Origin of the sequence: Neobacillus sp. NPDC058068, from assembly GCF_042885335.1 — a bacterium.
Classification (GTDB): domain Bacteria; phylum Bacillota; class Bacilli; order Bacillales; family Cytobacillaceae; genus Neobacillus.
Map to the genome: position 1 here is coordinate 1 of NZ_JBHVSI010000029.1, position 12,758 is coordinate 12,758.

14 protein-coding genes and 1 rRNA gene are annotated in these 12,758 nt (G+C 41.3%); 14 read left to right on the forward strand and 1 reads right to left on the reverse strand.

What is annotated here, in order from left to right:
* The 11 genes from rrf to rsmI all read left to right on the forward strand — a co-directional run.
* Window positions 1-95: ribosomal RNA gene (gene rrf / locus ACFVSW_RS24960) — 5S ribosomal RNA — on the forward strand; the annotation flags it as partial.
* A gap of 210 nt (window positions 96-305) precedes the next feature.
* Window positions 306-524 carry a sigma factor G inhibitor Gin gene (locus ACFVSW_RS24965; protein ID WP_387319313.1) on the forward strand — a complete coding sequence of 73 codons (219 nt, stop codon included), beginning with the start codon at window positions 306-308 and terminating at the stop codon, window positions 522-524.
* A gap of 86 nt (window positions 525-610) precedes the next feature.
* Entirely contained in the window at window positions 611-2,050 is a 1,440-nt protein-coding gene (locus ACFVSW_RS24970) for an aminotransferase class I/II-fold pyridoxal phosphate-dependent enzyme (RefSeq protein WP_387319314.1), read from the forward strand.
* 27 nt (window positions 2,051-2,077) lie between these two features.
* The gene (tmk, locus tag ACFVSW_RS24975; RefSeq protein WP_387319315.1) at window positions 2,078-2,704 is read left to right on the forward strand and encodes a dTMP kinase; all 627 of its coding nucleotides are present in this window, start codon (window positions 2,078-2,080) and stop codon (window positions 2,702-2,704) included.
* 141 nt (window positions 2,705-2,845) lie between these two features.
* Window positions 2,846-3,175 carry a cyclic-di-AMP receptor gene (locus tag ACFVSW_RS24980; RefSeq protein ID WP_034725482.1) on the forward strand — a complete coding sequence of 110 codons (330 nt, stop codon included), beginning with the start codon at window positions 2,846-2,848 and terminating at the stop codon, window positions 3,173-3,175.
* A 25-nt stretch (window positions 3,176-3,200) separates the two neighbouring features.
* The gene (gene holB, locus ACFVSW_RS24985; RefSeq protein ID WP_387319316.1) at window positions 3,201-4,208 is read left to right on the forward strand and encodes a DNA polymerase III subunit delta'; all 1,008 of its coding nucleotides are present in this window, start codon (window positions 3,201-3,203) and stop codon (window positions 4,206-4,208) included.
* Window positions 4,201-5,028 carry a PSP1 domain-containing protein gene (locus tag ACFVSW_RS24990; RefSeq protein ID WP_387319317.1) on the forward strand — a complete coding sequence of 276 codons (828 nt, stop codon included), beginning with the start codon at window positions 4,201-4,203 and terminating at the stop codon, window positions 5,026-5,028. The genes holB and ACFVSW_RS24990 overlap by 8 nt, the downstream gene beginning before the upstream one ends.
* A 13-nt stretch (window positions 5,029-5,041) precedes the next feature.
* Window positions 5,042-5,410, forward strand: coding sequence for a DNA replication initiation control protein YabA (gene yabA / locus ACFVSW_RS24995; protein ID WP_387319318.1), 369 nt, complete (start codon window positions 5,042-5,044; stop codon window positions 5,408-5,410).
* A gap of 65 nt (window positions 5,411-5,475) precedes the next feature.
* Window positions 5,476-6,216 (forward strand): tRNA1(Val) (adenine(37)-N6)-methyltransferase, encoded by a 741-nt coding sequence (locus ACFVSW_RS25000; protein ID WP_387319319.1) that lies wholly within the window; start codon window positions 5,476-5,478, stop codon window positions 6,214-6,216.
* Window positions 6,206-6,493, forward strand: coding sequence for a GIY-YIG nuclease family protein (locus ACFVSW_RS25005; RefSeq protein ID WP_387319320.1), 288 nt, complete (start codon window positions 6,206-6,208; stop codon window positions 6,491-6,493). The genes ACFVSW_RS25000 and ACFVSW_RS25005 overlap by 11 nt, the downstream gene beginning before the upstream one ends.
* Window positions 6,471-7,352 carry a 16S rRNA (cytidine(1402)-2'-O)-methyltransferase gene (gene rsmI, locus ACFVSW_RS25010; RefSeq protein WP_387319321.1) on the forward strand — a complete coding sequence of 294 codons (882 nt, stop codon included), beginning with the start codon at window positions 6,471-6,473 and terminating at the stop codon, window positions 7,350-7,352. The genes ACFVSW_RS25005 and rsmI overlap by 23 nt, the downstream gene beginning before the upstream one ends.
* A gap of 36 nt (window positions 7,353-7,388) precedes the next feature.
* On the opposite strand, the gene ACFVSW_RS25015 is transcribed toward rsmI, so the two are convergent.
* A complete protein-coding gene (locus tag ACFVSW_RS25015) occupies window positions 7,389-7,673 on the reverse strand; it encodes a transition state genes transcriptional regulator AbrB (RefSeq protein WP_387319322.1) in 285 nt (94 codons plus the stop codon).
* A gap of 469 nt (window positions 7,674-8,142) precedes the next feature.
* Here ACFVSW_RS25015 and metG point away from each other — a divergent pair, with 469 nt between their 5' ends.
* From metG to ACFVSW_RS25030, 3 genes are all read left to right on the forward strand, one after another.
* Window positions 8,143-10,119 (forward strand): methionine--tRNA ligase, encoded by a 1,977-nt coding sequence (gene metG / locus ACFVSW_RS25020; protein WP_387319323.1) that lies wholly within the window; start codon window positions 8,143-8,145, stop codon window positions 10,117-10,119.
* Window positions 10,120-10,377: 258 nt separating this feature from the next.
* On the forward strand, window positions 10,378-11,145 hold the full coding sequence (locus tag ACFVSW_RS25025; protein ID WP_387319324.1) for a TatD family hydrolase: 768 nt from the start codon (window positions 10,378-10,380) through the stop codon (window positions 11,143-11,145).
* Between the two features lie 237 nt (window positions 11,146-11,382).
* A complete protein-coding gene (locus ACFVSW_RS25030; RefSeq protein WP_387319325.1) occupies window positions 11,383-12,564 on the forward strand; it encodes a ubiquitin-like domain-containing protein in 1,182 nt (393 codons plus the stop codon).
* Window positions 12,565-12,758 lie beyond the last annotated feature (194 nt).

Here is a 12,758-nt window from a genome sequence, read left to right on the forward strand (position 1 = left end):
TCACACCCGTTCCCATACCGAACACGGAAGTTAAGCTTCTCAGCGCCGATGGTAGTTGGGGCAGGCGCCCCTGTGAGAGTAGGACGCTGCCAGGCACGATAAAAGGCAACCTTTAGAGGTTGTCTTTTTCTTTTTTATCCGTTAGGACATATACAGGATCAAAAAAGTACGAATTGTTTTGAAAGAATTCACTTATAGACATACACCCAATCGCTACCTGCGACATAGTATATTACAGGATGGGTTTGGAACGAGATTATTCGAAAAAGTGTATACAAATTGGTGAATGAGGGCAGAATGGGTGTATGGAGGTGGAGGAATTGAGTTCATTTTTGGCACATAATCATTATGAAGAAACATGTGTTATTTGCGAAAATTTAAAACCGAAAGGCATACATCTATACACTTCTTTTATTTGTACAGAATGTGAAAATGATTTGATTCAAACAGATACAAATGATCCAAAATATAAATACTTCCTAAAACAGCTTAAAAAAATAACAACGCCGGAAATCTTTTCGTAACAAAGTCCATAACGGGCTTTATTTTTTTTGCTTAGAGATGTGATTTCAATTAAAATGAATGAGACTATAAAAAGGAAGTATGGGAAATGAACGCTCAATTGAAAACACCCTTATACCAAGCCTTATTGGATCATGCAGCCAAGCAGCCGATTTCCTTCCATGTTCCTGGGCATAAACAAGGCTTAATCAATCAACCTGAAGCAAATGCTGCTTTCAAGGACCTATTGCAAATCGACGCAACCGAGCTGACAGGCTTGGATGATTTACATGCAGCGGAAGACGTTATATTAGAAGCAGAAACGCTCTTAGCGAAGTTATATCAAACGGAAAAAAGTTTTTTCCTTGTCAATGGTTCCACTGTAGGCAACCTGGCGATGATTATGGCGGTCTGTGAGGAGGATGATCTGGTTCTCGTGCAACGGAATTGTCATAAATCCGTCTTGAATGCCTTGAAATTAACAAAAGCGAGACCTGTTTTTTTAGAGCCGGAATACAATCAGGAATGGAAAGCAGCCGGGGGCATCAAACTTGAAACTATTAAGGAAGCAATTAACCGCTATCCGGAAGCAAAAGCGATTATTTTGACCTATCCCAACTACTATGGATTGGTTAATGATTTAGAGGGAATCATTACGGTGGCCCATCTCCATCATATCCCAGTGCTTGTTGATGAGGCACACGGTCCTCATTTTATTATCGGTGACCCGTTTCCAGTTTCAGCAACAAAAATGGGGGCTGATATTGTAGTTCAGTCCGCCCATAAGACATTACCGGCAATGACAATGGGTTCTTTTTTACATATTAACAGTCAATTAATTAATCTGAACAAGGTTAAAGGATACCTGGGTATGCTTCAATCAAGCAGCCCCTCCTATCCGATTATGGCGTCACTAGATATCGCGAGGAATTATTTAGCTACATATGATGGGAAGGATTTATCTTTCTTTTTAACAAAGCTCAGCTGCTTTAAAGAGGAATTAAGCAAAATTCCAGCGATTAAAGTGTTGGATTTTCCAAATAATCAAGGTGATCCATTAAAAATAACGATACAATCCCGATGTGGATTAAGCGGTTTTGAGCTGCAAAACCGATTGGAAGAGCAGTCCATTTATCCAGAATTGGCAGACCCATACAATGTGCTACTTATTCTCCCTTTATTAAAAGCAGGACAGTGTTATCCGTTTGAAGCAGCTGCAGCAAAAATCAAACAGGCGCTTATTGATATACCTGTACAAGAACTAAAGGAAGATATTCATGTCGATAGGCAAAATATATCTGAGTTGGCAATTCCCTATAAAGACATGGAAAAACTAACTCAGAAAGAAGTCCTGATTGAAAAAGCATTAAACCTGGTATGTGCGGAAACGGTTATTCCTTATCCTCCAGGAATACCACTGCTTTTAAAGGGTGAAACAATAACAATAGACAAGCTTAACCAGCTCAATCTTCTTTTACAATCAGGAGCCAGGTTTCAAGGAAGCTCCTCGGTTAAAGAGGGCAGGATTAAGATTTTTAGCGCAACTTGAGATTTTTACAGTTTTGGAGGTTTTATTTTGAAGAAGAGCGGGACATTTATTACATTTGAAGGACCGGATGGGGCGGGAAAGACGACCATCATCAGGATGGTAGCGGAGCAGTTTACTAACGTTCTGCTTACGAGAGAACCAGGTGGTATTGATATCGCGGAGCAAATCCGCAGCGTCATTTTGTCGAAAGAGAACACGGCGATGGATCCGCGGACGGAGGCATTACTTTATGCGGCCGCGCGACGACAGCATTTGATTGAAAAAGTAAAACCAGCATTAGACAAAGGAAGAATTGTCTTATGTGACCGGTTTGTTGATAGTTCATTGGCTTATCAGGGTTATGCACGCGGTTTAGGAATAGATGAGGTATATTCGATTAATCAATTTGCCATCGAGGGCTTTATGCCGGAGTTAACGATCTACTTTGATATTGAACCAGAGCTCGGATTGCAACGGATTAACAAAAATAAAGGAAGAGAGATTAATCGGCTGGATTTAGAAGACCTTGAATTCCATGAAAAGGTTAGACAGGGGTATCAGCTATTAATGGAGCGTTTTCCCACGAGAATCGTTAAGGTTGATGCATCCGGTTCAGTAAACGAAGTCTATAAGCAAACAATCGAGCTGATTGAAAACAAGTTAGCAAAGAAGTAGTCTTCATTTGAAGGCTGCTTTTTTGCTAAAAAGAAATTATTAATGCTTTTCCAACCTATTACAAATGTAAGCAGGACGAGAACCTGTTATAATATAGGGAGAGGTAACCAGATTCGGAAAAATTGGAGAGAGGGTGGTTTGATGAAACTCATCATAGCAGTTGTTCAAGATCAGGATAGCAATCGTTTATCAAAGGCATTAGTAGACAATAATTTTAGGGCGACAAAATTAGCGAGTACAGGCGGATTTTTGAAATCGGGGAACACCACCTTTATGATTGGGACTGAAGATATTCGCGTTGATCGTGCTTTGCAAATTATTAAGGATAACTGCAGGTCCAGGGAACAGCTCGTTTCACCGGTTTCTCCAATGGGCGGGAATGCAGATTCCTATGTACCGTATCCGGTCGAAGTTGAGGTTGGCGGTGCGACGGTTTTCGTGCTTCCAATCGAGCAATACCTACAGTTTTAAATACCTTTGTGAGTGAGTGATAAATTTGGTGAAAACATGGGATCAACTAGAAGAATTGCAGCCAGCCGTCCTCCGAATGGTAAAAAACAGCTTGGTGAAAAATCGAGTAGCCCATGCGTACCTTTTTGAAGGCATGAAAGGGACAGGGAAAAAGGAAATAGGGTTGTTGTTCACGAAGGCTCTTTTTTGTGAATCGCTCATAGATGGCTATAAACCTTGCGAGGCATGTCATCATTGCCGCCGAATTAATAGCGGCAATCATCCTGATGTTCATATTGTTGAGCCGGAAGGCTTATCCATCAAAGTAGACCAAATCAGAAACCTGCAGGCTGAGTTTTCAAAAAAGGGAGTAGAATCGTTAAAAAAGGTTTACCTGTTATCAGGTGCAGATAAAATGAGTGTAAGTGCCTCAAATAGTTTGCTTAAGTTTCTTGAGGAACCAAGTGCAGAAACGGCGGCATTTTTATTAACCGAGCAGCCGCAGCAAATGCTGCCAACGATCCTTTCGAGATGTCAGATTCTAACATTTCAACCGCTTCCGCCTCAGGTTATGATTAAACAGCTTGTGGAAAACGGTGTTGATCCGGGAAAGGCCCCGCTGCTTGCGGAGCTGACCAATAATCTTGAGGAAGCAATACAATTAAATGTCGATGAATGGTTTGCACAAGCTCAAAAAATAGTGTTAAAATTATATGGAGTGTTGGAGAAGAATTCATTGGAGGCCATGGTAACACTTCAACAAGAATGGTTTCAACACTTTAAAGACAAAGAACAGCATCATCGCGGTTTAGAACTTTTTCTTCTTATATTTAAGGATTTACTATATATACAATTAGATAAGCAGGAGCAAATTGTTTTTAAAGCTGAAAGTGAGCGCTTAACACAATACGCCTTAAAAACATCGGGACGGCGCTTATCGAATCAAATGTCAGCTATTCTTGAGGCAAAACGAAAGCTCGAGAAGAATATGAATCCTCAGCTGATGATGGAACAGCTTGTGTTAAAATTGCAGGAGGGATCTTCATTTGTATGATGTTGTAGGAGTACGCTTTAAAAAGGCGGGGAAAATCTATTATTTTGACCCTGGAGACCTCTCAATTGAAAAGGATGACTTCGTGATTGTCGAAACAGTCCGCGGAGTGGAATATGGTAGGGCAGTTATCGCCCGAAAACAGGTTGAGGAGCATGATGTTGTCCTTCCATTAAAAAAGGTCGTCAGAATTGCTGACCAAAAGGACCGGATGATTGTCGAAGAGAATAAGCAGGCTGCCCATGAGGCTTATGAAGTTTGTAATGAGAAAGTGAATGAACATCAATTGGATATGAAGCTTGTTGATGTTGAATATACATTTGATCGAAATAAGATTATTTTCTACTTTACGGCTGATGGAAGAGTTGATTTTCGTGAGCTTGTGAAGGATCTAGCAGCTATTTTTCGGACACGGATTGAATTACGCCAGATTGGTGTCCGCGATGAAGCTAAAATGCTTGGCGGCATCGGTCCGTGCGGCAGAATGCTGTGCTGTTCTACTTTTTTAGGGGATTTTGACCCGGTTTCGATAAAAATGGCGAAGGACCAAAATTTATCATTAAATCCTACGAAAATATCCGGTCTCTGCGGCCGGCTGATGTGCTGTTTAAAATATGAAAATGATGAATATGAATCTGCAAAAGAGGCTTTGCCAGATTTAGGTGAAATCATTGAAACACCGCAGGGTACAGGGAAAGTAGTAGGATTAAATATTTTAGAACGGGTACTTCAAGTGGAACTTAAGGAACAAGAGCGGGTTCTGGAATATACCTTGGATGAAATCACTAAAGAAGGTGCCTTGTCGATACAATCCACAGATTAATGAGGTGGAAGAAGTGGATAAAAAAGAAATATTTGAGTCGGTAAGTAATATGGAAACACAAATTGGCAGTCTTTATCAGCAGCTTGGGGAATTAAAGCAGCATTTAGCTGAAATACTAGAAGAAAATCATTATTTGAAACTTGAAAATGAGCATCTAAGGCGCCGTTTAGATGTAACCACAGAGGAAAAGAAGGAAACAGATAGTAAAAAGAATGCAACTAATGCCGAAACCCCTGGCGTGAAGCCGTTTGATGTAGGGGAAGGATATGATAACCTCGCTCGTCTTTATCAAGAAGGGTTTCATATTTGCAACCTTCATTTCGGGAGCCTGCGGAAGGAAGGCGACTGTCTATTTTGTCTTTCCTTTCTTAATAAGAAATAACCTTAAGGAGGCTGAGAAAATCAGCCTCTCTTTTCATACATTTTTAGCTAAAAGGATGGATTTATGTGGTTAATTTAAAGGAAGATGAACGGCTCGATTATTTACTCGCAGAAAATTTAAGGATTATCCAAAGTCCTTCTGTTTTTGCCTTTTCACTTGATGCCGTTCTCTTGGCCCGGTTTGTTTATGTTCCGATTCAGAAAGGAAACTTACTGGACCTCTGCAGCGGGAATGGTGTGATTCCCTTATTTTTAAGTGCAAGGACAAAGGGGCAAATTACAGGTGTCGAAATTCAGGAGCGCCTATATGAAATGGCGGTAAGAAGCATCGCCTATAACGGTCTTGAAGATCGCCTCCAGATGGTTCACGGTGATATTAAGGAGATGGCGAAGCGGTTAGGCTATGGGAAGTTTGATGTCATTACCTGTAATCCCCCTTATTTTACGACACCGGAAGCGGGGGAAATCAATCCAAATGAACATCTGGCGATTGCCCGCCATGAAATACTTTGTACGCTGGAGGATGCCATCAAGGCCTCAAGCGACCTGGTTAGACAAGGCGGTAAGGTGGCATTCGTCCACCGCCCGGGCAGGTTAATCGATATCATTACCTTAATGCGCCGGTATAGGCTGGAACCGAAGCGGATACAATTTGTTTACCCGAAAATAGGGAAGGAAGCCAATACCCTCTTGATAGAAGCAATAAAGGATGGCAGCCCGGACTTGAAAATTCTCCCGCCCATCATTGTCTATAATGAAAACGATGAATATACACAAGAAATAAGAGCAATTTTATATGGAGAATAGCCATCACTATTTTTATGTATTGACCTGTACAGATGGCAGTCTTTATGGCGGCTACACGAATAATCTGGAACGGCGGATTAGGATGCACAATGAGGGAAAAGGGGCAAAATATACCCGCGGCCGCGGTCCGGTCCAATTAACCTATTTTAAAGGCTATCCTAATAAAAGTGACGCCTTAAGGGCGGAATACAATTTTAAACGATTACCGCGGAAGAAAAAGCTTGAGTTTTTATTAAAAGAAAATGGTGATGATCATGTGGCAGCAGAAGAGCTTTGAAAACGAGGAACATAAAGGAATACTTTACCTTGTTCCCACACCGATTGGAAATTTAGAGGATATGAGTTTCCGGGCAGTTAGAATCCTAAAAGAGGCAAATCTGATTGCCGCTGAAGATACACGGAACACGAAAAAGCTGTGCAATTACTTTAACATTGAAACTCCTGTTGTCAGCTATCATGAGCACAATAAGGAGTCAAGCGGTGAGAAGCTAATTCAAAGGGTGAAGGAAGGGTTAAAAATTGCGCTTGTCAGTGATGCCGGGATGCCGGCAATCTCTGACCCTGGGTATGAGCTAGTGGCAGCTGCAATTGAAGAAAGGGTCCCTGTGGTTCCGTTACCAGGTGCAAACGCGGCTTTAACCTCGTTAATTGCCTCAGGCCTAGCTTGCCAGCCCTTTTATTTTTATGGATTTTTAAACCGGAGCAAGAAAGAGAAGCGGGCGGAATTAGAGGCGTTAAAATGGCAGTCGGCGACGATCATCTTTTATGAGTCCCCGCATCGTCTTAAGGAAACATTAGCCATTATCCAAGAGGTTCTCGGAAATAGGAAGATAGCAATCTGCCGGGAGTTAACGAAAAAATATGAGGAATTTATTAGAGGCACGGTTGAAGAAGTAATTACTTGGGCCAGCCAAGATGAAATACGCGGAGAGTTTTGCTTGATTGTTGAAGGAACGGATGAACAGCAGGAGGAAGGACCAAGCTGGTGGCATGAGTTATCACTTGCGGAGCATGTTAATCACTATATTTCTGAAAAAGATATTCCTTCGAAAGAAGCGATTAAACAGACGGCTAAAGACCGGGGTATAAACAAAAGGGAAGTATATCAGGCCTATCATGTAGAAAATCAAGAGTAAAAAAAATCCAGCACGATAAAAGTGCTGGATTGTTCTTTATTTCGCTACTTCAAGATTGTTTTGAATTTCTTGGATTAATTGCTCTGCACCTTCACGGCTAAGAATTAATTTACCGTTGGCAAGTGTCATGTTATCATCAGAAACTTCACCAGTTACTTGGCAAGTCATGTTTGGCTTATATTTTTTTAGGATAATGCGCTCATCGTCAACATAGATTTCAAGAGCATCCTTTTCAGCAATACCAAGTGTACGTCTTAATTCAATCGGAATAACCACACGACCTAATTCATCAACTTTACGAACAATACCTGTAGATTTCATTTTTTCCTATCTCCTCTCGAGAATTAAAGATTATCTATCTATTTTTTATTCGTCATTTTTCGACAAATTTTTCATACCTTTATAATACAAGAAATTCCCATATCCGTCAATTATTTTATTTTAAAAAATTTTATTTTTTTTTGCTATCAAACGAACTGTTGGTTTACCAAGGGTTAATAGAATCATTTTGTTATTGTAATGATTATCGAGGCGCAACGATAATCATTATTAATAATTCTACATTTCGACAAGATTCTACAATAAATTGGCTCCCTATTAATATTGTTTCGTTAGGTCTAACCCCTTTTTGGGTGTATTAGGTAAAATATTTAAATTACTGGAATTGCAGCAGTAACGGTTTCTTGCACAAAAGTTTATTTTTCGGTATATTTTGATGATAGAAGCGGGAAAACGAGGCAATAATGATTTAATGAGGTTTGTGATTGCCTGCCTAATAGGAGGGGTTTTAATGGAGGAAAAATTAAAGACTTTTTATCTAACGACACCAATTTACTATCCAAGCGGAAATTTACATATTGGACATGCGTATACGACAGTTGCAGGTGATGCAATGGCGCGTTATAAGAGGCTGCGCGGCTATGATGTTATGTATTTAACGGGTACGGATGAACATGGGCAGAAAATTCAGCGTAAGGCGGAGGAAGCGGGAATTACACCGCAGCAATACGTTGATGGAATTGTTGATGGCATTAAAAAGCTTTGGAAGAAGCTCGATATTTCCTATGACGATTTTATCCGGACTACTGAGGAAAGACATAAGCAAATTGTCGAAAAGATTTTTGCAAGACTGCTCGAACAAGGGGATATTTATCTCGATCAGTATGAAGGGTGGTATTGTACTCCGTGTGAAGCGTTTTATACTGACCGCCAGCTCGTAGACGGCAATTGTCCGGATTGCGGCCGTCCAGTTGAAAAGGTAAAAGAAGAGTCATACTTTTTTAGAATGAGTAAGTATGTTGATCGATTATTACAGTATTATGAGGAGAATCCTGACTTTATCCAGCCAGAATCCCGTAAAAATGAAATGATTAATAACTTTATCAAACCAGGTCTTGAGGACTTAGCTGTATCAAGGACAACGTTTGACTGGGGCATTAAGGTTCCGGGGGATCCGAAGCATGTAATTTATGTTTGGATTGATGCGCTCTCCAACTATATAACGGCCCTTGGTTATGGCACAGATCATGATTCTAAGTATTTGAATTATTGGCCGGCAGATGTTCATCTTGTCGGGAAAGAAATTGTTCGTTTCCATACGATTTATTGGCCAATTATGTTGATGGCCCTTGAGGTGCCACTTCCAAAGAAAGTGTTTGCCCATGGCTGGCTGTTGATGAAGGACGGAAAAATGTCCAAGTCGAAAGGAAACGTCGTTGACCCGGTTACGTTAATTGACCGCTACGGCCTTGATGCACTTCGCTATTACTTATTAAGAGAAGTACCTTTTGGTGCTGATGGTGTGTTCACGCCTGAGGGATTTGTCGAAAGAATTAACTTTGACCTTGCTAATGACCTTGGGAATCTCTTAAATCGAACGGTTGCGATGATTGAAAAGTATTTTAATGGTGTCATTCCTGAATATGCCGGATCCGTTGGTGAATTCGATGCGGCATTGCTGAAAGTAAATCGTGAAACGGTAGCCAAATACGAGGAAGCCATGGAGAAAATGGAGTTCTCAGTTGCATTAACCTCAATTTGGCAATTAGTCAGCCGGACAAATAAATATATCGATGAAACAAAGCCGTGGGCATTGGCTAAGGATGAGGAACAAAAAGGGGAGCTCGCAAGTGTTATGGTTCACTTAGCTGAATCATTGCGCCGAATTGCGATTCTGTTACAGCCGTTTTTAACACGGACACCGAATGGAATCTTTACACAATTGGGCATTCAGGATGAAATGCTTAAAGCTTGGGACGGCCTTGAAAGCTTCGGGAGAATTCCAAGCGGCACTATCGTTAAAAAGGATGCGCCGCTTTTCCCAAGACTTGAAATTGCCGATGAGGTGGCATTCATTAAAACGAAAATGCAAGGCGGCGATACTGCGGTACAGGCACCAGCAGCAGAAGCAGAAGCACAGAAAGAGGAAAAGCCGGAAGCCATTGATGAAATCGCAATAGATGATTTTATGAAAATTGATTTGCGGGTGGCCGAAGTTATCCAGGCGGAGCCGGTTAAAAAGACAGATAAACTTCTGAAGCTGCAGCTCGATCTTGGCTATGAAAAACGGCAAGTTGTTTCGGGGATTGCTCAGTATTATAAGCCGGAAGAGTTGGTCGGGCGGAAAGTGATTTGTATTACAAACTTAAAGCCAGTTAAACTACGTGGTGAATTATCACAAGGAATGATTTTGGCAGGATCAAAAGATGGCCAGCTTTCCCTGGCAACCGTTGACCAAACATTGCAAAATGGAGCAAAGGTAAAATAAATTTTTATAAAGCGTCTGAATAAGGCGCTTTTTATTTTGCGAAATGTCTAGCTCCAGCGCCCTAGCGGCTAATGTCCTTCGCTCTCCGCCCTACGATAAGTCAACATCGAATCGCTAACGCTCTTCGTGTTTCCTTTATCTCAGTTGGAGCGCTCCAGGCCATACGCCGCTGAACAGGGCGCTTGCGCTTTTCAATGTTCCACGTGTAACAATTTTCGGGACATTTCTATTTTTTTTATATGGAAAGGAGTTTAATCTATGTTATTCGACACGCATGCACATTTAAATGATAGTCAATATAACGAGGATTTGCTGGAAGTGATTGAAAGGGCGCAGCACGAGGGAGTTTCAAATATGGTCGTTGTCGGTTTCGATCGGCCGACGATAGGGCGCGCGATGGAACTAGCCGAAAGCTATGAATTTATATACGCCTGCGTTGGCTGGCATCCAGTCGATGCCATCGACATGACCGACGAGGATTTAGTCTGGATTGAGGAATTGGCTTCCCACCCAAAGGTTGTCGCAATTGGCGAAATGGGCTTGGATTACCACTGGGACAAGTCCCCTAAGGAGATCCAAAAAGAGGTCTTCCGCAAACAAATTCAGCTTGCAAAAAAAGTGAAGCTGCCCATTGTCATTCACAATCGCGAGGCAACCGCAGATATCGTGGAAATATTGAAGGAAGAAGGGGCAGAGGAAGTCGGGGGCATCATGCATTGCTTTAGCGGCAGCCCTGAAGTTGCCAAGGAATGTGTGAAAATGAACTTTTATATTTCTCTTGGCGGTCCAGTAACCTTTAAAAATGCCAAGAAGCCGAAGGAAGTGGCGGCTGAAATTCCATTAGATAAACTGTTAATCGAAACAGACTGCCCGTATTTAGCCCCGCATCCTTTTCGTGGTAAACGAAATGAACCGGGGTATGTCAGACTTGTTGCTGAGGAAATTGCCGAAATAAAAGGGTTGACATTTGCAGAAGTGGCGGAGACAACGACACGAAATGCTAAAAAATTATTCGCCATAAAGTGATAAAGGAAATTGTCGAAGCGACAGAAAGCTTGTCTTAATTTTTTCTAATAACAAAAAGTTCTACACGTCTCCTTTTCAACATAGGATAATCATGTCGATAAGTTTTTCTTTGCATTGTTTCCAGTATTGTGCATAATTAGAAATACATTCACAGGATATAGCAGGGATTGACAGCCGACAACATGATAGAATAATCTCTCTGAGAAAAAGGAGGCGTTTTTCATCGTATTCAAACACATGAAAAACCTGTTTTCTATGTCTTGGAGCGGGAGGTCATTGACCATTGTCTTTGCTAGTTTTATAGTGTTGCTAACAGCGCTTGGGATTCTTTTTTTTGAAGGATCAAAGAATACTGTAGCAATTACACTAAATGGCGAGCAACAGGTCGTAAAAACGCATGCAGAAACCGTCGAAGAATTATTAGATGAACTGGATGTATCACCTCGCTCACAGGACTACTTGTCTCCAACGGCCAATATGAAGGTGACAGACCACCTTAAGGTTGTTTGGAAACAGGCAAACAAGGTTCAAATTGTCAAAGACAACGAGGAGAAAACCGTCTGGACTACAGCCGCAACAGTGGCTGAGCTCCTAGCAGAGCAGAAAATTATTTTGAAGGAACAGGATCAAATTTCACCTAAACCACAATCGGCAATAAAAGATAAGATGAATATTGCGATTAACATCGCTCACCATCTTACTTTAGTGGACGGTGGGAAAGAACAGCAAGTTTGGGCCACTTCGGCTACGGTCGCTGACTTTTTAACGCAGCAGGGCATCCAGCTAAATGAATTAGACCGAGTTGAACCTTCATTAACAGAAACCATCACAGGGAATGGTGTTGTTAACGTCATTCGAGTAGAAAAAGTCACCGATGTAGTGGAAGAACCCGTTCAGTTTGCCGTGGTTACCAAAAAGGATGAAAGCCTGGAAAAAGGGAAAGAAAAAATTATTACTAATGGCAAGCGTGGCCGTGTGTCGAAACAATATGAAGTCGTGCTTGAAAATGGCAAAGAAGTAGCAAGGAAACTGATAAGTGAGCAGAATATTACTCAAAAACAGGATAAAGTGGTGGCTGTTGGAATGAAGGATACGGCCATGCAGGTATCGCGCGGAGCTGCCGAAACGGGAACCGAGTTTTACGTGACAGCAACTGCCTATACAGCTTTCTGCAATGGTTGTTCAGGGCGGACGGCAACAGGTTTAAACCTCCGGGCTAACCCGAACATGAAAGTAATTGCTGTCGACCCAAGAGTCATTCCGCTCGGAACAAAGGTGTATGTGGAAGGCTATGGCTATGCTGTCGCGGCTGACACGGGCGGTGCGATTAAAGGGTATAAAATTGATTTATTTATGCCGTCGAATTCGGATTGTTACCGCTGGGGGCGCAAGAAAGTAAAGATAAAAATTTTACAGTAATTTTTACTAAGATGCAGAGGATAACATACTCCTCTGCATTTTGCTTTTTCCCTAAAATTCTTTATACTTACATCGTTAGATAATTGTTTTTCTTACTTTCATTGTATGAATCAGTTTAATAATATAGACGATGGACATTACAAAATTGTTTCAGGTTTTTTTCAAATTTTTATTTTATGTTACGGAGGCTTTCG

What these genes read in the sequence shown, in the direction of transcription:
- ACFVSW_RS24965 (WP_387319313.1), top strand. Translation starts at nt 306, where the DNA reads ATGGAGGTGGAGGAATTGAGTTCATTTTTGGCACATAATCATTATGAA.
- ACFVSW_RS25030 (WP_387319325.1), top strand. Translation starts at nt 11,383, where the DNA reads ATGAAAAACCTGTTTTCTATGTCTTGGAGCGGGAGGTCATTGACCATT.
- ACFVSW_RS25015 (WP_387319322.1), bottom strand. Translation starts at nt 7,673, where the DNA reads ATGAAATCTACAGGTATTGTTCGTAAAGTTGATGAATTAGGTCGTGTG.
- rsmI (WP_387319321.1), top strand. Translation starts at nt 6,471, where the DNA reads ATGTGGCAGCAGAAGAGCTTTGAAAACGAGGAACATAAAGGAATACTT.
- ACFVSW_RS24970 (WP_387319314.1), top strand. Translation starts at nt 611, where the DNA reads ATGAACGCTCAATTGAAAACACCCTTATACCAAGCCTTATTGGATCAT.
- metG (WP_387319323.1), top strand. Translation starts at nt 8,143, where the DNA reads ATGGAGGAAAAATTAAAGACTTTTTATCTAACGACACCAATTTACTAT.
- ACFVSW_RS25025 (WP_387319324.1), top strand. Translation starts at nt 10,378, where the DNA reads ATGTTATTCGACACGCATGCACATTTAAATGATAGTCAATATAACGAG.
- ACFVSW_RS24980 (WP_034725482.1), top strand. Translation starts at nt 2,846, where the DNA reads ATGAAACTCATCATAGCAGTTGTTCAAGATCAGGATAGCAATCGTTTA.
- ACFVSW_RS25005 (WP_387319320.1), top strand. Translation starts at nt 6,206, where the DNA reads ATGGAGAATAGCCATCACTATTTTTATGTATTGACCTGTACAGATGGC.